A 19,855-nucleotide genomic window follows, 5' to 3' on the forward strand; every position below is an offset into this window, starting at 1 on the left:
ATTACTTTTATATCAACATTTCGTATATGGCAGAACAAGTTTTACATCTAAAAGAGGTTACCATTTTTCAAAAAGAGAACATGGTACTCCAAAATATTTCGCTAGAAGTAAAAAAAGGAGAATTTGTATACCTTATTGGTAAAACAGGTAGTGGAAAGAGTAGTTTTATGAAAACGCTTTACGCCGATCTTCCATTAAAAAAGGGAATCGGAGAAATTGTGGGTTTTAATCTAAAAACCTTAAAAGAGAAAGACATCCCTTTTCTCAGAAGAAAACTTGGAATAGTTTTTCAAGATTTTAAACTTCTGTCGGATCGAAATATTCACAAAAATCTGGAATTTATTCTGAAAGCGACTGGCTGGAAAGAGCAGGAAAAAATGAAGGTTCAGATTGAAAAAGTATTAGAGAAAGTAGGAATGAAAACCAAGGGGTTTAAATTTCCCCATGAACTATCTGGTGGAGAGCAACAAAGGGTTGCGATAGCCAGGGCCTTATTAAACGATCCGGAAATAATCTTGGCGGATGAGCCAACGGGTAACCTCGATCCACAAACCAGTGTTGAAATAATGAAGGTATTGCAAGAAATTAATAAGGCCGGAAGGACCATTCTCATGGCAACGCATGACTATGCACTCTTATTAAAATACCCTTCTAAAACACTTAAATGCGACGATTCTAAAGTCTTTGAAGTAATCCAAAAAGCAATTTAGTTCTGGATCTACACATTGTAGTAAATTAAAAATAATTAACTATCTTTCTAAGCATTGAGACAGACCTATTTAAGTCTGTTAATTGCAAGACTTATCTTTTTTTAGATATTTCTTGTAAAAACCACCAAACAACCAACCCAAAATGAGAACCAAGTATTGTTTATTACTATCCGCTTTCTTAATGTTTGTCCTCTCCTGTAAGGAAGATTCTAAACCATTAGAAGTTACCGAAAAAATAGAAGTTCGCGAATGGAATCCCGAGGATACCAGAAGTATTACGGGCCTTACCGCAGAGCGAGGCCTAAAAGAAAAAACACCTAACGCCACCCCTGGTTTTATTATGATAGGCCCGCCGGAAAGCACTAAAACCCATCTGATAAATTTAGACGGCCAGGTAGTTCATAGTTGGGAAGGCGAACTTGCCGTGGTAAATATGTATTTAAAACCTAATGGAAACTTAGTTAGGTTAGAAGTAGACCCCGACTTCCCAACATTTGCCGCTGGCGGACAAGCCGGAAGGATTAGAGAATATGACTGGGAAGGAAATAAACTATGGGATTTTGAATGGGCTGATGAAAACCAGCTTATACATCACGATATTGAATTACTTCCAAATGGTAATGTTTTGGCCATTTCTTACGAAGCCAAAACCGAGGAAGAAGTTATCCAGGCAGGTAGAGATCCAAAGCATGTAAACCAGGCCGGGCTCTGGCCAGATAAGATTATAGAAATTAAACCTTCTGGGGCAACGGAGGGAGAGATCGTATGGGAATGGCACATGTGGGATCACTTGATACAGGAAATTGATAGCACAAAAGATAATTATGGCATTGTTTCAGAACATCCGAGAAAGATAAACTTTAATGTTTTTGGGGAAGCAGGGCCTGAAATGACCGAAGAACAAATAGAGCAAGGCAAAAAAATGGGATTCATGACTGCTAATGCCACTGTAGACAACGTGCATTCAGATTTTACGCATACGAATGCCATTGCCTACAATGAAACTCTAGACCAAATAGCTATAAGTGTCCCCGCCTACAGTGAAATTATGATAATTGATCATAGTACCACTACAAAAGAAGCCAAAGGAAGTACTGGTGGTAAATGGGGTCATGGAGGGGATCTTCTTTATCGTTGGGGTAATCCTGCCAATTATGGCCGAGGCACAAAGGAAGATCAAAAGCTGTTTTTTGAACACGACGTAAAATGGATTCCAAAAGGCTATCCCGGGGAGGGCCATTTGATGGTATTTAATAACGATATTGAGCATCCGGATAATAAGGTTCCTTCTATGTGGGCAATTTTAATGACCAGCAAATCTCCGGAAGTGGAGGCACCCGTAGGCGTGTTAGGAAACCACAGTGCTGTTTTTGAACTGGAACCTCCCACAAATAGTGATGGTGCCTACATCTTGAAAGAAAACAAATCTTTCGGACCAGATTCACCGGTATGGACGTATACCGCAGCTGATAAATATTCGTTTTACTCTGCCTTTGTCTCCGGTGCCCATCGAATGCAAAATGGAAATACCTTAATTACCTCCGGGGCTAAAGGAAGAATAATGGAGGTCACGGCAAACGGGGAAATAGTCTGGGAATACTGGAACCCTTATAACGATCAATACAAGATGCCCGACGGGACAGTGGCTTCTCCAATAGGCCCGTTTAAGTATATGCAGTTTAGGGCAACACATTTTACAGAAGACTACCCAGCCTTTGCGGATAAAAGCTTAAACGCATTAGAAATACAACCAAAACCCTTTATCTTTAAAATGCCACCCCCACCTATAACCCAGGATAGTCTACAATAAATAAAAGCGCAATTAATTACTAATTTAAAACTACCATAAAATGTCTATTAAAATTATAGGAGCCGGATTGCCAAGGACCGGCACAAATACATTGAAACAAAGCTTGGAACAGCTAGGTTACAACCATGTTTACCATATGAAAGAATTATTGGTAAATCCTGAGAAACTTCATTATTGGAAGACCCTGGATGATACTGGGAATACAGACTGGGATGCCCTTTACAAAGGTTATGATGGTACCGTGGATTTTCCCGGTTACCCATGGTATAAAGAGCATATGAAAAGATATCCCGAAGCCAAAGTAATCCTTACGGTACGCGATTTTGACGCCTGGTATAAGAGTGTAGACAGTACCGTTTTCAGGGCCGGGCCTCAGACACCAGCTGAAAAGATAAAGATGATTGGAAAACTGCTTGGCAGTGCCAGGGCGCGAAAAGTGGTTAAATGTATTAAATGGTTTAAAAAAGTCTTTTTTGCTGAAAGACTACAAGGAAATTTTGGCGATAAAGCACACGCAAAAAAATTCTGGGAAGAACATCTAGCCGATGTAAAAGCAAGTGTCCCTGAAGACAAATTACTGGTTTATGATGTGCGAGATGGCTGGGCACCGCTTTGTAAATTTCTAGGTTTGGAAGAACCTGCCGAACCTCTTCCTCATTTAAATAAAAAAGAGAATTTTAAAGCTATGCTTCCCAAATTAATGAAAGGGGAAATGGTCTAATTTGGAAAATCTCGTTGTAACTAATAATTACAGATACCCCTGAGCAAAAAGCATAAGGGGTATTTCTTTTAAACTATATGATATGAATACAGAAAGCTGGCAGGTAAAAGCTACCTTACTACTGGTAAGCAGTCTCACCATAATGTCTATGATTACAATATCCGCGTCCTTACCGGATATGACAAAGACTTTCTCATATTTAGCCAAGGCCGAAGGTTTGGTTAAACTTACACTTTCCTTTCCTGCTTTATTTATAGCCCTTACCGCCATAGTCGCAGGTAAGTTTATTGACAAATTTGGACGTTTACGGCTATTAAATGCCGCCCTTATTTTGTATATTCTTGGAGGCACCTCCGGGTATTACCTAGATAATATTTACCTGATTCTTGCCGGCAGGGCTCTTTTAGGGATAAGTGTTGGTATCTCTATGACGATAGTTACTACCCTCATAGCCGATTACTACCAAGGTAAAGCCAGGCAAAAGTTTGCCGGCTTGCAGATTGCTGTAATGTCGCTTGGAGGAATTATTTTTATTACCCTCGGAGGGGTTTTGGCAGATATATCTTGGAGAATCCCTTTTTTACTCTATCTATTCCCTTTGGTTATTCTTCCGATGACTGGTCTTTATTTAAAAGAACCCAAATCAGACCTGCAACAAAAAACAGCTACGGATACCATAAAATCCCCTAGAATTATTTGGTTGGTGTTTTTTAATGTAATGCTTATGTGGATACTTTTCTTCCTAATTCCAGTACAAATTCCTTTCTATTTAAAATCTATAGGAATAGAAAAAAATAGCCTTATCGGTATAGCTATTGCCTCGAGTACATTTTTTTCTGCAATATCTTCTATTTCCTTTTCTAAAATCAAGGATCGTCTTAGTTTTCAGCAAGTATTTAGCTTAGGCTATTTTCTTATGGCTCTGTCCTTTATTGTAATAGCATTTGGAAATAGCTATTTAATGGTAATGCTTGGAATGCTTTTAGCGGGTCTGGGCATGGGAGTTATGATCCCAAATGCCAATATTTGGGTAATGCAATTGGCCCCGGAAAAGATTAGAGGACAAGAAATCGGAAGACTAACTACCTTTTGGTTTATGGGACAGTTCCTATCTCCCCTTCTTTTGTTACCTTTTTTGGGAATTCTTTCAGAATCGGAGTTATTCTCTTATCTATCGTATATTCTATTATTCTTGAGTTTGTTTTTCTTCGTGTTTCATTACGTATACCAAAGAAAAAATTCCTAGACCTAACCAAGCTTTGTTTTAGCAAATAAGTAAAGGCCTACTTTTTTTGTAAATTTAATACCACAAAAAATAAATTTTGGCCCAATGTATGCTAACAAAGAAAAAAAGGGGAGTGTGTTTCTCTATTTGCTTCTGTTTATAATTTCGATTGTACTCTTGGTGGTAACGGGGCCTTTGGGGTTTGTATTTGGTGTTTTCTATTCTTTATTTAAAAAAGGTATTCCAGGACTCGGTAATTATCTTCTAGAAATCGCCGTTTCTATAGACCAATTGGGAAATGTACAAATGCAATATCTATTAAATGTACTTTGGTTAAAAAAAGGAGCTTATCCTTTTGGCAATAGGGACGAGACTATATCTAGTGCTCTGGGGCGTAATAAAAAGCTAGGTACCTTAAGCAAAATTGGCCTTATCATAGATCGTTTTCTAGATTTTCTGGATCCCAATCATTCCCTCAATTCAATAGACCAGTATATAGAACCTAGCAAAGACATTTTAGAAGTCGTGGTCTGGATTTATATACAGGACTATCGCATTTTATGTACACGAAGTAGAGACAAGCAGGTTTATTTTATCCCTGGCGGTAAGAAAGAAAGAGACGAAAACAAAATAGTAGCTCTGCGCAGAGAGATTAAAGAAGAGTTAAATGTTAGATTAATTGAAAACTCCATTAAAAAAGTGGGTGTTTTTGAAGGCCCGGCCGAGGGATATCCCAGTGGAAAACTAGTAAGACTGCACTGTTTTAAGGCAACTTTTGAGGGAGAACTACTTCCTTCTTCGGAAATTGAAGAATTAGTGTGGTTGTCTTATCAAGACATCCAAATGCTTGCTCCTGTTGATCGTCAAATTTTTGATTTTCTTAAAAAGAAAAAATACCTCCGATAAAATCTAACTAAACTCCAAAAAGATTTTCATTACTTTTGCCCCCGAAAACAGAGAACCAACACTTATTAGACAAATGGTAGTACTTGGAATAGATATTGGAGGATCTGGCATGAAGGGTGCCTTGGTAAATTCAATTACGGGTGAAATGTTAACTGAACGGCACCGTATTCCCACCCCAAAATCGCGGAAGCCAAAAGAGATGGCGGCGGTGGTAAAAGAAATTGTGGCGCATTTTAATCACAAAGGTCCTGTGGGATGTGGTTTTCCCACGGTCATAAGACACGGTGTTTGCAAATCACAAGGGAATCTTCACAAAAAATGGCTAAATCTAAATGTAAAAGAACTTTTTAGTGAAGCTACTGGCTTACCGGTAACTGTTATCAATGATGCCGATGCGGCTGGTTATGCAACCATGAATTATGGTATTGGCAAAGGAAAAGAAGGTCTAGTTATTATGATTACCATTGGAACTGGCCTCGGAAGCGGAGCATTTTTTAACGGGGAGTTAATTCCAAATTTTGAATTAGGACAGATTCCTTACAAAAAATACGAGAAGATTGAAGATTGGGCCGCTGCTTCAGCAAAAGAAAGAGAAGAACTTAGTTTTAAACAATGGGGTAAGCGTTTTAATAAATTCTTAGCCTACGTAGAACTATTAGTTTCTCCAGACCATATAATCCTTGGTGGAGGTACTTCAAAACAATTCGATGAGTATAAAAAATATATCACTATCGATACCCCGGTAATACCTGCTGAATTAAGAAATCAGGCTGGAATTGTAGGTGCAGCCGCTGCGGCACTGCATGAAGCGCCGAGAGACTAATATCTTAAAAATTCTTAGTTAGGCTATTTTATTTCGCTTGCGATCTACTTCTTTTAGAAATATTTTGCGAAGTCTCAGATGTTTTGGTGTAACCTCTACATATTCATCTTTCTGAATATATTCCAAAGCCTCTTCCAAAGAAAATTTGATGGCAGGTACAATTTTGGCCTTATCGTCTGCTCCGGCAGAACGTACATTACTTAACTTTTTGGTTTTCGTAATATTAATTACCATATCATCTCCTCTGGTGTTTTCACCTATAACCTGACCTTCGTAGATATCTTCACCCGGATCAATAAAGAATCTACCTCTGTCTTGCAATTTATCAATAGAATAAGGAATAGCCTTTCCATTTTCCATAGAAACCAGAGAACCGTTTTGTCTTTGTGGTATATCACCTTTCATTGGCTGGTACTCTAAAAAGCGATGTGCCATTATTGCTTCCCCAGCCGTAGCCGTCAAAAGCTGATTACGAAGACCAATAATACCTCTAGAAGGAATGATAAACTCGCATACCATTCTATCGCCTTTTGCCTCCATACTGGTCATTTCACCCTTTCTAATAGAAACCATTTCTACTGCCTTTCCAGATACTTCTTCCGGCAAGTCAATCGTCAGCTGTTCTACTGGTTCGCACTGCACACCATCAACAGTTTTAATAATAACCTGCGGCTGTCCAATTTGAAGTTCATAACCTTCTCTACGCATTGTTTCAATAAGTACCGATAAATGCAATACCCCTCTACCAAAAACCATAAACTTATCGGCACTGTCGGTTTCCTCAACACGCAGGGCAAGATTCTTTTCTAACTCTTTTGAAAGTCTTTCTTTTATATGACGAGAAGTAACAAATTTACCATCCTTTCCAAAAAACGGACTATCATTTATGGTAAATAACATACTCATGGTTGGTTCATCTATAGCAATAGACTTTAGACCTTCCGGATTTTCTATATCTGCAATGGTATCCCCAATTTCAAATCCTTCCAAACCAACAATTGCACAAATGTCACCTGTTTTAACTTCGCTTACCTTCTTACGTCCTAAGCCTTCAAAAGTAAATAATTCCTTAACTTTCGACTTTACAATTTTTCCATCTCTTTTTACCAAAGAAATTTGCTGTCCTTCTTTTAAGGAACCCCTTTGAAGTCGACCAATAGCAATTCTTCCGGTAAAAGAAGAATAATCTAAAGAGGTAATTAGCATCTGTGTGGTACCTTCTTTAGCTTCAAAACTCGGAATGTGCTCAACAACCATTTCCAATAGAGGCTCAATAGAATCTGTTTCATTTTGCCAGTCTTCACTCATCCAGTTATTTTTGGCCGAGCCATAAACCGTTGGGAAGTCTAGCTGCCATTCCTCTGCTCCTAGTTCGAACATCAGATCAAAGACTTTTTCATGTACTTCCTCTGGTGTACAATTCTCTTTGTCGACTTTGTTAATTACCACACACGGCTTTAATCCCAAATCTATCGCCTTTTGTAAAACAAAGCGCGTTTGTGGCATAGGACCTTCAAAGGCATCAACCAAAAGCAATACCCCGTCTGCCATATTTAATACACGTTCCACTTCTCCTCCGAAGTCGGCGTGACCGGGAGTATCTATAATATTGATCTTAGTATCTTTATAGGTAACTGAAACGTTCTTAGACACAATGGTGATACCCCGTTCTCTTTCTAAATCGTTATTATCTAAAATGAGTTCTCCTGTTTTTTCGTTCTCACGAAATAACTGACAGTAGTGCAATATTTTATCCACCAAGGTTGTTTTACCGTGGTCTACGTGGGCTATGATGGCAATATTTTTTGTTTCAGACATCTTTTTGTTTTGAGCCTGCAAAGATACTCCTATTTTTGGCATGTAGTTATAAAGTTGTGTTATTTTTATTTTATTGATTTAGAGGACTTAACACCTTTGCCGTCTCCATAAAAAAACAAGTATATTTACTCCCTAACCTCTCGTTATGAAATTAGATCGTATTCCAAACATAAAAAATCTAGAATCTCAGAATTTTTTCTTGCTCGCGGGGCCATGTGCTATAGAAGGTGAAGCGATGGCTTTGAGGATTGCTGAAGAGATTGTGAACATTACTACAAGGCTACGCATTCCTTATGTTTTTAAAGGAAGTTTTAAGAAAGCGAACCGCAGCAGAGTAGATTCTTTTACTGGAATTGGGGATGAAAAAGCTCTAAAAATATTACAAAAGGTAAGCCAGACCTTTGAAGTCCCTACTGTAACAGATGTTCATACCAATGAAGATGCGGCCAAAGCTGCAGAATATGTAGATATACTTCAAATACCAGCCTTTTTGGTAAGACAGACAGATTTAGTAGTAGCTGCAGCTGAGACTGGAAAAACAGTAAACTTAAAGAAAGGACAATTTATGAGTCCGGAGAGCATGAAGCATGCTGTAAACAAAGTACTGGACACACAAAATGAACAAGCTATGATCACCGACCGGGGAACCATGTTCGGCTATCAGGATATGGTTGTAGATTTTAGAGGTATTCCCACTATGAAAAATTACGCACCTGTGGTGCTAGACGTTACCCATTCTTTACAGCAACCTAACCAAAGCTCAGGAGTAACTGGAGGAAGGCCAGCATTGATAAGCACCATAGCTCAGGCGGGCATCGCTGCCGGGGTAGACGGTATATTTATTGAAACCCATTTTGATCCGGCAAATGCTAAGAGTGATGGGGCGAACATGCTACCGCTAGAGCAGTTAGAGCGCCTATTAACCAATTTGGTGGCGCTTAAACAAACAGTAAATAAACTGAATTAACAGAGGTTTGTTTATTGAATCCGTGGTTAGTTTAGTCTAGAATTAATAACAGAATCATGAAAATCAATGTTTTAATACTAGCCTTTTTAGGCCTTTGCTTTGTACAATGCAAACAAGATGCCTCAAAAGACAAGCTAAGGAGGGAAAGACCTAATATTGTTTTTATTATGTCGGATGATCATGCGTATCAGGCAATAAGTGCCTATAGCAATAAGCTAATCGAGACACCAAATATTGATCGGATAGCACAAGAAGGCATGCTATTTACCAACGCAAGTGTCACCAATTCTATTTGCGCTCCCTCCAGAGCAGTTATATTAACTGGTAAACACAGCCATATTAATGGAAAAATAGACAACTTATCGCCCTTCGATACAACCAATATTACTTTTCCACAACTATTGCAAAAAGATGGCTACCAAACAGCCATGTTTGGGAAACTACATTTTGGCAATGCACCAAAAGGATTTGATGAGTACAAGATTCTGCCTGGACAAGGAGATTATTACAATCCTAAGTTTCTAACCCAAAAAGGAGATACTACAATAACTGGTTATGTAACCGATATAATTACGGATCTTACCCTAGACTGGCTACAGCATAGAAGAGTAAAAGAAAAGCCCTTTCTATTAATGTATCTCCACAAAGCCCCACATAGATCGTGGTTGCCCGCACCCAGACACTATAAAGAATTTACACAAAAGACATTTCCTCTTCCCAATACTTTATTCGATTCTTACAGCAATAGGGGTACCGCCTCTAAAATGGCAGAAATGAATATTTTAAACCATATGATTCTTAACTACGACAATAAAATCTCTGCCAAAATAATTGATTCTTTAGGAATTAAGGATCGTCGCTTGTTTGATCCTTTGGATAAAATGACCAAAGACCAAAGAACGGAATGGAATAATACCTATGATCCGATAAACACCGACTTTGCCGCTAATTACCCTAGTATGAATGATTCTACTCTAATGGTTTGGAAATACCAAAGGTATATGCAAGATTACTTGGGTACTATTGCTGCTGTGGACGAAAATGTTGGAAGGGTTTTGAACTATTTAGAGGAAGAAAATTTAGACCAAAACACTATAGTGATTTACACCTCCGATCAAGGCTTCTATTTGGGGGAGCACGGCTGGTTCGACAAACGGTTTATGTATGAAGAATCCTTTAGAACGCCATTATTGATAAAATGGCCTAACGCAATCAAAGCCGGAATTACTGAAGATGAAATGGTACAAAACTTAGACTTCGCCCAGACTTTTTTAGAGCTTGCTGAAATAGAGGCTCCGCGAGACATGCAGGGTAAAAGTTTAGTCCCGCTATTTAAGGATAAAAAAGAAAGCTGGGATAGGGATGCCGTTTATTATCATTACTACGAATTTCCGGCAGAACATCATGTTAAGAGACATTATGGGTTAGCAACAAAAGACTTTAAACTGATGCATTATTACTACGATATTGATGAATGGGAATTGTACGATAGAAGAACAGATACTCAGGAAATGGTAAATGTTTATGGAGACCCGAAATATAAAGACATAGTAAGTGAGCTAAAATTAAAACTTACAGCACTACAAACAGAATATGGAGACTCAGAAGCCTTGAGAAATCAGTATATTCAAATTTATAAGGATAAAGGCTGGATTAATCCATAATTTTAATGTAAATCTTCACTACTTATAAAACTTTTGATCTTTTAACCCATACGCTTCTTTTAAGACAGACGCTAAAATTTCCGGATTTATATCCTCAAGAGATCGGTACCTAAGCGAACGCATAACCTTTCTTCCCGCTTTAGTCATATAAGGTTTATTCTTTTCTATATGTGCGGCCATCCAAAAACCAAGATCAACATAGTTCTTAGACTGATTAAGGTAACAAAATGGCCTCCCTTCTAAGTAATAAAAAGGGATCTTGTACTTATATTTTAATTCAAGTTCGGGAATAGTATTTTCTATAAAAGTCTGTAAAAACAGTAATACTCCCCTGTAGGGTTCTTCTTGATTTAGTATGTAATTCTCTGCAGGATTCATATCTTTAAAGGAAAAAGACATGACGAAGATATTTATTTCTTTTTTGTGCGTAATACATTCGTTTGTACTTGCAAATGATTTTTCTGATGTAGACTCTAGAGTAAAGAGATACCCTGATTTTAATACCATAAACGATTTAGGTTATAGAATTCAGAACGATTTTAAGGAAGATAGAGATCGTGTACGAGCCGCATTTATATGGCTAACCTATAATATGACGTACGAAGAAATACCAGATGACAGCTGGGATCGTAAGGTTTATATTAGTTTTGAAAACAAATATGAAAAACACCAGAAATTACGCATACTTGCACTTGAAAAAATTGAAAAACCCTTTCGTTTAAAAAAAGGTGTTTGCAAAGAATTCTCTCTAATTCTCAATGAATTATGTATGCAATTTGGATTACCAACGAAGGTTATAGTTGGCGTTTCTAAAACTGAAATAAAAACCAACGTAACTAAAAATATTTACAAAAACCACACCTGGAATGCGGTAAAAATTGATGGAAAATGGGAACTGATGGATCCCACCGGGGGTTCTGGTTTTATAGACCTACATAGCAAAAAGTTTATTCGAAAATACAAAGAGCATTTCTTTTTTACTGCACCTGAAGACTTTGCCAAAAACAATCATCCGAATAACCCGGAATGGCAACTATTAAAAAACCCTATTAGTACAAAAGAATTTTACAGCGCGCCATATTACTATCCTGAGTTTTTTGGAAAAGGCATTACACTGTCTTCAGATACCAAAGGTATTTTAAAAAAATCTGATGAGATATTGAATTATATTTATTTTGACAGCCTTCCTCCCCAACACGGTATGTACTATCTGGTACATGGAACCGGAGAGTATAGACGTTTAGGGTTTAGAAAAATAAAGGATAATTCCTATGTATCCAGAATACGATTAAGAAACAAATTACATAAAGATCATAGTCTATTAACCATTTTTATGGAAAATAAACCTATATTAAATTTTAAAATAGTTGATCCTAGCATTCCCCAACCAATAGAAAAAAACACCAAATAATGAAAAATATTAGATTCCTGATTCTTTTACTAAGTCTCCCGTGCTTGGTTATTGGACAAAGCCATAGCCACACTGGGGCTCAGGCCCTTAGCTACCCTGACATTGAAGGATATGTTACTCTAAAAACAGATTTACACCAGCACACGGTATTTTCAGATGGAAATGTTTGGCCAAACATAAGAGTACAAGAAGCTCTACGAGAAAATTTAGACGCCATATCCCTGACTGAACATCTGGAATACCAGCCTCATAAAGAGGATATTCCCCATCCGGATAGGAACCGGTCCTATCAAATAGCCTTGGAGGAGGCAAAAGCACATGATCTCTTAATTGTACATGGGTCTGAAATAACCAGATCGGAACCGGTAGGACACAGTAATGCCGTTTTTATAACGAATGCCAACCCACTTTTGGCAGAAGATGCTGCAAGTCCTTTTGTCGAAGCAAAAAAGCAGAATGCCTTTGTCTTCTGGAACCATCCAGCTTGGTACGCTCAAAGACCAAAAGGGAATCCAATTCTGAGTGATTTTCAAAAAGAACGGATAAAAAATGGAGAACTCCATGGCATAGAAGTAATCAATACCTTCGATTATTCGGAAGAATCTTTACAAATAGCGCTAGACAACAACCTAACTATCATGGGAACCAGCGATATACATGGCCTCATTGATTGGGATTATACAGAAAAAGGAATGCACAGACCAATTACCTTGGTATTTAGCAAGAATCGCAGTTTGGAAGGCTTGCGCGAAGCTCTATTTAAGGGGCAGACGGTAGCGGTTTACAATGATTTATTGGTAGGAAAAGAAGAATACCTAAGACCTCTAATTAAAGCTTCTGTGGTCATTAAGGAAGTTTCATATCTACCTAAAACCTCCATCTTAAAAGTTACCTTAGAGAATATTAGCAGTAGCGATTTACTCTTTGAAAATAACATGCCCTATAGTTTTTATAGTAAGCCGCCACTCTTCACCATAGAAGCCGGAAAAACCCTTGATTTGCAAATAAAAACCTTGGACATTAAAGACAAGATAAATCTAGAATTAAAAGCCATGGGTGCCTATACTGCTCCAAAAGTACATCCTGTAATAAGTTGGGAAATAAAAGTAGATTAGGCCTTATTCCTTGCCATCCACATAGTCTTGTAAATAGGCAAACCTTGGAGTAAGTTTTCCCCCATTAGTCATTTGCGCTCTTTCTAAAATCCCATCTTTATCCCCATTAAAAAAAGCTGGAATTACATAATCTACAAAGGCCTGTCCAAAGCCTTCACTAGCATCTCTAGGAATTTCTGCAGGTAAATTATCTACGGCCATGACGGCAATAGCGGTCTCGCGCTGATATTCCACCTCAGTTTCAGTCGTAGGGTCGTAACCATAGATGGGATCTTCAATAGTGGAAGCCCTTAAGGTTGATGCCACAGGGCCATCAATATCACAACTTATATCGGCCACTACTTTAATATTAAAGTCCTTCGCTTTGGCATCTTCTCTGGTAAATATAAAAGGTGCCCCTTCTCCATAAAAGTGTCCGGCCATATAGAGGTCTGTTACCTTGGCAAAACGCCTAAAGTCTGATATGTATGCCTCAGGGTGTGTAAAAAAGTCGTTATCCCCTAGAATGCTTCCGTCCTTTCTTTTGTTGTAATCCAAAACATCTATCTGACAGAATACTGCCTCTTCAAATTCTTCCTTTAAAAAGCTATCCACGTCTACTTCTCGCATTTGCATCCCAACGAGTATTTCTCTTGCACCATTTCCAACCCGACCCTTACCGGTAATTAACACCTTTATATTTGGCAGAGTAAGGCTTTTGAGCGTATTAATAAGGGCCTTTGTATCCTTTTGGTCTTTCGCTTTAGGAATATCAAATATATATTCCTTTATCCCCAAAGCTCTTATACCATTATAGGCGCCTACAATCCCAGCATACCTGCCAAATGCCACTAGCCTATTACCACTACTATTTGTAATTACCTCATGGTCATAAAGTGATATGTTTTTCTCTAAAACAGCACGCAGCAAGTCTCTGTTATATGGCTGCTTCTTTATGGTATGCGAAAAAAAGAAATATTTCTTATCGGAAATTAATGCATCTATTGGGACTTCTTTTACTCCTAAAAGTACGTCTGCAGAACCAATTTCAGTTGTCAATGGGATCCCAGCATTTTGATACTCCTGATCGGCAAATATCCGAATGTCCGATTCTTCTACTACTATAGAGGCCCCTTTATGCTCTGAAAGGACTTTTTGACAGGCGTTGGGAGACAAGACAACCCGCCTATCCGGGGGATTTTTTCGTTCTTTTATAATTCCGAAAATCATATTGGAAAATTGGTATTAATATTGTTCTAATGTACATGGATTTTAGGAAGACAACAAATTCCCAAGCGTAGTTTTAATAGAAGAAGAGAGAAATTTCATAACTTCGCAAACCGTTTTAAAAACGGATGTTCTTTAATTTATGGGGCCGACTGGTTTTGACAGCGAGACCAATGGTGATGTAAGCATGTCGAGCGCTGGGATACAGCTCGCAAAACTCATATTTCAAACTTTTAATTGGCGATAATAATTACGCTCTTGCCGCTTAATCTGAATTACAGTAAGATTTAGCCTCGTCCCCGCTAGGCGGGGAAGCGAGATGTCCCTGGATAGCCCTTGTTGACGGCGATCTTTTTCGGGGCACCATAAAAGTCAACATAGATGGGCTATAGCTTCGATAGTCCGTCAAAACTTAAGAAGCTAAGTGCGTAATGGGCAGTTCTTGGTCAGTTGCGCATCGAAAACCGAATAAGGACTAAACATGTAGAAAGCATGGCAATTGCTTGTTTGGACGGGAGTTCGATTCTCCCCGGCTCCACTACACTCAAAAATACACAGCAGCTTATATGGTGAAAACATACCAAGCTCGTTTGTCTATTTTTGATAGCTTTAAGATGCCCAGCGTATTAACGATGGGTATTTTTATTTGCAAATTTGGCCTGGGGTGAACAGTCACTGCTAAAGGAACTACTCTTCCGGGCTCCTCCAATCTAAACCTGTGTTAGCTACCATAAAAACTTGCTCCATATTTGTGTCCTGAAGAAAAAATATTTTCAAGCTTAGCCCCAGTATGTTATTTTTGTACCCCCCGGAATAGATTTTCTAGTTAAAATTTAAAATAAGGGCCTTATGTATAATAAGGCTAACTGGTTCAGCTAATGCAAGACTATACTAAATACGTTACTATCTAAACAAAATACAATGAAAAAACACTACCCTTTATTTTTATTACTCCTTATTTTTCCTTTGGTATGCATCGCTCAAAATGACACTTTACATCTCAACAATGGAGATCTTATTGTAGGCGATTTAAAAAGCATGGACAAAGGTGTTCTAACGATTGAACCATCGTATTCCGATGATGATTTTAAAATTACCTGGGAGGATATCAAGGCAATGACGGCAGCCCAGCGTTACCTCATTACCCTTTCCGACGGGACAAGAATTAATGGTACGTTCCGAAGTGATGGGGAAGGAAAAATATTTATTGATAATGAAGATGGTGAAGACTTAACAGTTGCCCAAGATGATGTAGTCAATATAAATAGTGTGGATAATAGTTTTTTAAGCCGTCTCTCTGCCAACATCGACTTTGGTCTTTCGCTGACAAAAGCCAATAATCAACGGCAACTCAATGGAAACTTGCGTATGGGTTATTTGGCCGATAGATGGTCAGCAGATTTGTATTACAATACCCTATTAACCACCCAAGATGATGTGTCAGATATTCAAAGAAATGATGCAGGTTTAGGGTTTCGGTATTTCCTGCCATCTGATTGGAATTTAGGGGCAGATTTAGATTTTCTTTCGAATACAGAACAGAGTTTAGATTTAAGATCTACGGCCAAGCTTGGTGTTGGAAATTTTATAAGACGTACCAACACATTTTACTGGAATGTTGGCGGCGGTATTGCATTTACCAGCGAGACCTATTCGCCCGTTTTAGACCCAGACGGTACTACCACCACAGCACCTAACAGACAATCTATGGAAGGATATATAGCAACTGAGCTCAACTTGTATGATATTGGAGATTTAAACCTACTTACCAGCTTAGTATTTTATCCAACTATTATTAATGATGCCTCCGTGGAATCTGGTCGTATTCGTACAGACTTTAGATTTGATGCCATCTACGATGATCTTTTTATCAAAGACTTCTATGTGAGAGCAGGCTTTACCCTAAACTATGATAACCGACCGGTTGAAGTAGGAAAGGAAGTGGATTATATCTTTACCACAGGCTTTGGATGGGAATGGTAGTTAGCGATATAATTTTAAAGGTAAGAGTTTAAGAATTTCTCCGTTTGAGAATTATTAGAGTTAATTAAGAACTAAGCCTCACAAAATAATACATATATCTTTACCTATGATTAATTTCTAGGGACAGCTTTAAAACAATACCTAAACCCATGGCATTTTTGCGCAAATCACCTATTGATCAAAGGTATAGTAAAAAGGCCTCCATATTGTAGAAGGTTTTTTGCTTTGTAATGAGGAAGGTTGAGCAAATAGGTTAACGCATGAACAGAAATCTAGAGGGCCATATTCACATCTTGCCTAAGCGAGCGTGAAAAGATTTAACTAAATGGTAAATTCCCGGTACTCCAGAACATAGCTATCCAAAGTTTTTTTACGAATTATAAGAATATGAAAGATAAATACCTCTTTAAATCTAACAGATTGGGTTTTCGAAATTGGAGAGAAAACGACTTGGAAGCATTTGCTAAAATAAATGCTAATCCTGAGGTCATGGAACATTTTCCCAAGCTATTAACCACTGACGAAACCGTCCAATTTATAGAACGTCTTTACAATCATTACATAAAAAACGGCTATACCTATTACGCTACAGAGCTAATTGAAACCCGTGAATTAATCGGATTTATTGGTTTGGCCAGACAGGACTATAAGGCAGAATTTAATCCTGCCACAGATATCGGATGGCGTTTAAAAAAGAGTGCTTGGGGCAAAGGATTTGCTACCGAAGGGGCCAAAAGGTGCTTAGATTTTGCCTTTAAAGAGCTGCATCTCAATAGAATTGTATCTACGTGTACCATTAACAATAGTAAGTCAGAAAAAGTAATGAAAAAACTGGATATGCTTAAGAGAGGAGAATTTAATCACCCAAATTTATCAGAATATCCCGACTATGAAAAGTGTCTTTGGTATGAAATTAGAAATGACCTAAAGGGCTAATAAAACTAAAACAGGATATAGTCATGACCCTTGGCAAATAACTCTGTATTGTCAAAAGCACACTATGAACTTCCCTCTTAAAACATGAACACCTCATAACGGGCTTAAATTTTGGAACCCTGTGCAGGACTGCGGCAAAAAGAAAACAGGAACCGAAGTAATTCAGCAGATACGTATTTTGGGCTAGAATATGGTAACTACAAATTATCCTCAGCTGCCAGAATTATCCTAATAGACTAAAGCTCCTTAGTAATAAAACACCTTATCATTTTATAACCAAGTCCCCCAAAGAAAAGTAAAACTCTCTCCAAGGGCTCAACTTGTTTTTTCTAAATATTCTTAAAAATCTTGCTGTTTGACTGCTTAAAAAAGTTCTGAAAAAAACCTACTACATATCATTTTTTAATATCTTGTAGTCATAAAAAATGAAAAAGAATACCTGTCAATCTTCGATAAATTTGTTTTTTGGTAAACCTTAGATTGATTATATCAGAAACATCCTCCCCCGATGTTATGCGTGTCCGTGCGATTAGCATGAAAAACAGAAAATATTAAATAAGTTTTACGAATCAAAGGGAGTTAGGTGACAAAGAAAAAACATCTTTTGTCCAAACAACACGCTTAGTTCACCAAAGCACATTAAACCATTAACACTATAATTATGATTAAAAAGTACTTAGTAATACTAATTTTTTGCAGTCTGCCTTTTCTCGGTATAAGTCAGCCTGAAAGAAATATTGACTCTACAGCTGTTTTTATATTAGATAAGATGGCTGACATAATAGGAGAATTAGAGTCGGTCAGTTTCTATTTAGAAACTACAACGGACCGCCAAGATGATTCCAAAAAAATTAGAAGTAATTACAGTGTTAGTCATGTTACCATGAATGGACCTAACAATCTAGTATTTCAAAAAACTGGAAACACGGGAAGAATTGGATTCTGGTATGACGGCCTATATGCCAGCTATTACTCTTTTGACGAAAACAACTACGTAACCCTAGAAGCTCCGGATAATACGGTTGAGATGATAGATGAAATGAATTTGCGCTTTGGTTTTCAATTCCCAGCCGCTGATTTTTTCTACCCGTCATTTACAGACGACATATTGGATAGCTTTGATACCCTAGAATTCTTGGGTAAAACTGTAATTGATGGGGAAGAGTGCTATTATATAAGAGCATTGAATGATAAAATGAATTTTCAACTTTGGGTTTCCAGTAGTAATTGGAATTTGCCGAAACGTTTTGTTATTCTTCAAAAAGGAGAGCAAACCCTGCGTATTGAATCGGTCTTTAATAAATGGGAGTTAAACCCCACCATTCCATCTTCGGTATTTGAATTTTTACCTCCTAAAAGTGCTAAATTAATCGACATTCTTGAAAAATCGTAACTCACCATTTTAAAAAAACAATATGAATTCCTATAACCTAAAAACAAAAATTAGTGCAGGACTTATTGTCATGCTTCTTGCATTACTATTACCTGTAGAATCCTTAACTGCGCAACGCATGGGGCATGGAGCCTCTCGAGGTGGAGGTAGAAGCATGTCTAGGCCAAGTGGAGCAAGTCATAGCAGATCTGCCAGACCTTCTACCAGTAGAACCACAAATAGGGCCACTAACAATAGAGCTTCGTCTTCAAGATCTATAAATGGGGGCCATAATAAGTCTACCAATAGGAGTACCAGACCTTCCAGCAGCAATAAATCTGCGACCAATAGAAGTACCAATAGGTCTACCAACAACCAAGCTTCTTCAAGAGACAGAAGTGGTACTGCCAATAAGAATACCCGTGAAGTTAGCAGACCCTCTACAGGTAATACCAATAAGAGGACTTCAGATGTAAGGAGTAACAATGGCAATCGTTCCCGCGATAATATTGGTAACAATTCTGGAAACAGAACTAAAAATGTAGATCGCAGTAAAAGAAATATCAATATTGATAACAGCACCAACATCAATGTTCGGAATAATCGTAATACTTATGTAAGAGGAAGTTCCAGAGCCTATGTAAGGCCTCCTTATAGATACGGAGGCTTTGGCTATTATTGCCACCGACCTTATTTCTATCACCCTTATAGACCATTTTATTATGGCCCTTATTATCATCCATGGGGATTCTTCGTAGCAACTTTGGCTACTACGGCTATCATAGTAAGCATAACTAGCGACAGTAATGATAGTAGTTCCGAGGAGGAAGAATATCATTATGACAATGGCACCTATTATTTGAAAACTCCAGAAGGTTTTGTGGCGGTCCAGGCTCCTGTTGGCGCACAGGTCCCAGATATTCCCAAAGAAGCAGAAAAGGTAGAGGTCAACGAAACAAATAATTACTACTATGCGGGTGCCTTTTATGAGGAAAACGCTGATGGATATATTGTAGTACCAGCAACCGCAGGCACGATTGTTCCTAATCTGCCGGAAGGAGGAGAAGAAGTTAAAGTGGGAGAACAAACCTTTGTGAAATTTGGAGAAACCTACTACCAGCCTATTCAGGTTGACGGTAAAGACATGTACGAAATAGCAGAGGTAAAAGAAGAAAGTTAATCTAAAAT

General features: G+C 38.0%; 17 protein-coding genes and 1 other RNA gene. 15 read left to right on the top strand and 3 right to left on the bottom strand.

Translation table 11 applies throughout. The annotated features are described in order from the left end of the window. The first annotated feature begins 26 nt into the window (after window positions 1–26). The 6 genes from PXG98_RS08940 (at window position 27) to ppgK (ending at window position 6,195) form a co-directional block, all read left to right on the top strand. On the top strand, window positions 27–710 hold the full coding sequence (locus PXG98_RS08940) for a cell division ATP-binding protein FtsE (RefSeq protein ID WP_276390406.1): 684 nt from the start codon (window positions 27–29) through the stop codon (window positions 708–710). 142 nt (window positions 711–852) lie between these two features. Then, the gene (locus tag PXG98_RS08945; protein WP_276390408.1) at window positions 853–2,520 is read left to right on the top strand and encodes an aryl-sulfate sulfotransferase; all 1,668 of its coding nucleotides are present in this window, start codon (window positions 853–855) and stop codon (window positions 2,518–2,520) included. Window positions 2,521–2,560: 40 nt separating this feature from the next. Further along, on the top strand, window positions 2,561–3,241 hold the full coding sequence (locus PXG98_RS08950) for a sulfotransferase family protein (protein ID WP_276390410.1): 681 nt from the start codon (window positions 2,561–2,563) through the stop codon (window positions 3,239–3,241). 82 nt (window positions 3,242–3,323) lie between these two features. Continuing rightward, complete coding sequence (locus tag PXG98_RS08955; RefSeq protein ID WP_276390412.1) at window positions 3,324–4,487, top strand: MFS transporter; 1,164 nt, start codon at window positions 3,324–3,326, stop codon at window positions 4,485–4,487. Window positions 4,488–4,571: 84 nt separating this feature from the next. Continuing rightward, on the top strand, window positions 4,572–5,372 hold the full coding sequence (locus PXG98_RS08960) for an NUDIX hydrolase (protein WP_276390413.1): 801 nt from the start codon (window positions 4,572–4,574) through the stop codon (window positions 5,370–5,372). Between the two features lie 73 nt (window positions 5,373–5,445). Continuing rightward, window positions 5,446–6,195, top strand: coding sequence for a polyphosphate--glucose phosphotransferase (gene ppgK / locus PXG98_RS08965; protein ID WP_276390415.1), 750 nt, complete (start codon window positions 5,446–5,448; stop codon window positions 6,193–6,195). 18 nt (window positions 6,196–6,213) lie between these two features. Here the strand turns inward: ppgK and typA are convergent, their stop codons facing one another. Continuing rightward, the gene (gene typA, locus PXG98_RS08970) at window positions 6,214–8,013 is read right to left on the bottom strand and encodes a translational GTPase TypA (protein ID WP_276390416.1); all 1,800 of its coding nucleotides are present in this window, start codon (window positions 8,011–8,013) and stop codon (window positions 6,214–6,216) included. A 145-nt stretch (window positions 8,014–8,158) separates the two neighbouring features. On the opposite strand from typA, the gene kdsA reads away from it, so the two are divergent. Next, window positions 8,159–8,980 (top strand): 3-deoxy-8-phosphooctulonate synthase, encoded by an 822-nt coding sequence (kdsA, locus tag PXG98_RS08975; RefSeq protein WP_276390417.1) that lies wholly within the window; start codon window positions 8,159–8,161, stop codon window positions 8,978–8,980. Between the two features lie 56 nt (window positions 8,981–9,036). After that, window positions 9,037–10,644 carry a sulfatase family protein gene (locus tag PXG98_RS08980; RefSeq protein WP_276390418.1) on the top strand — a complete coding sequence of 536 codons (1,608 nt, stop codon included), beginning with the start codon at window positions 9,037–9,039 and terminating at the stop codon, window positions 10,642–10,644. An 18-nt stretch (window positions 10,645–10,662) separates the two neighbouring features. On the opposite strand, the gene PXG98_RS08985 is transcribed toward PXG98_RS08980, so the two are convergent. Next, a complete protein-coding gene (locus tag PXG98_RS08985) occupies window positions 10,663–11,043 on the bottom strand; it encodes a DUF1801 domain-containing protein (protein WP_338150230.1) in 381 nt (126 codons plus the stop codon). Here PXG98_RS08985 and PXG98_RS08990 point away from each other — a divergent pair. Beyond that, entirely contained in the window at window positions 11,042–12,055 is a 1,014-nt protein-coding gene (locus tag PXG98_RS08990) for a transglutaminase domain-containing protein (protein WP_276390420.1), read from the top strand. The two genes, PXG98_RS08985 and PXG98_RS08990, sit on opposite strands and share 2 nt — an antisense overlap. Further along, a complete protein-coding gene (locus PXG98_RS08995; protein ID WP_276390422.1) occupies window positions 12,055–13,170 on the top strand; it encodes an Sb-PDE family phosphodiesterase in 1,116 nt (371 codons plus the stop codon). Before PXG98_RS08990 ends, PXG98_RS08995 begins: the two co-directional genes overlap by 1 nt. A 3-nt stretch (window positions 13,171–13,173) precedes the next feature. Here the strand turns inward: PXG98_RS08995 and PXG98_RS09000 are convergent, their stop codons facing one another. Continuing rightward, window positions 13,174–14,379 (bottom strand): NAD(P)-dependent oxidoreductase, encoded by a 1,206-nt coding sequence (locus PXG98_RS09000; RefSeq protein ID WP_276390424.1) that lies wholly within the window; start codon window positions 14,377–14,379, stop codon window positions 13,174–13,176. A 141-nt stretch (window positions 14,380–14,520) separates the two neighbouring features. Between PXG98_RS09000 and ssrA the strand changes: the two genes are divergently transcribed. The 5 genes from ssrA to PXG98_RS09025 all read left to right on the top strand — a co-directional run bounded on the left by ssrA (window position 14,521) and on the right by PXG98_RS09025 (window position 19,847). Then, window positions 14,521–14,917, top strand: a transfer-messenger RNA (tmRNA) gene (gene ssrA / locus PXG98_RS09005). A 380-nt stretch (window positions 14,918–15,297) separates the two neighbouring features. Then, window positions 15,298–16,359, top strand: coding sequence for a DUF481 domain-containing protein (locus PXG98_RS09010; RefSeq protein WP_276390425.1), 1,062 nt, complete (start codon window positions 15,298–15,300; stop codon window positions 16,357–16,359). A 387-nt stretch (window positions 16,360–16,746) separates the two neighbouring features. Next, window positions 16,747–17,295 (top strand): GNAT family N-acetyltransferase, encoded by a 549-nt coding sequence (locus tag PXG98_RS09015; protein ID WP_276390427.1) that lies wholly within the window; start codon window positions 16,747–16,749, stop codon window positions 17,293–17,295. A 661-nt stretch (window positions 17,296–17,956) separates the two neighbouring features. After that, on the top strand, window positions 17,957–18,688 hold the full coding sequence (locus PXG98_RS09020; protein ID WP_276390429.1) for a DUF2092 domain-containing protein: 732 nt from the start codon (window positions 17,957–17,959) through the stop codon (window positions 18,686–18,688). A 22-nt stretch (window positions 18,689–18,710) separates the two neighbouring features. Beyond that, window positions 18,711–19,847, top strand: a complete 1,137-nt coding sequence (locus PXG98_RS09025; protein ID WP_276390430.1) for a DUF6515 family protein — start codon at window positions 18,711–18,713, stop codon at window positions 19,845–19,847. Window positions 19,848–19,855: the final 8 nt, after the last annotated feature.

It is taken from the genome of Eudoraea chungangensis, assembly GCF_029360665.1.
Lineage (GTDB): Bacteria > Bacteroidota > Bacteroidia > Flavobacteriales > Flavobacteriaceae > Eudoraea > Eudoraea chungangensis.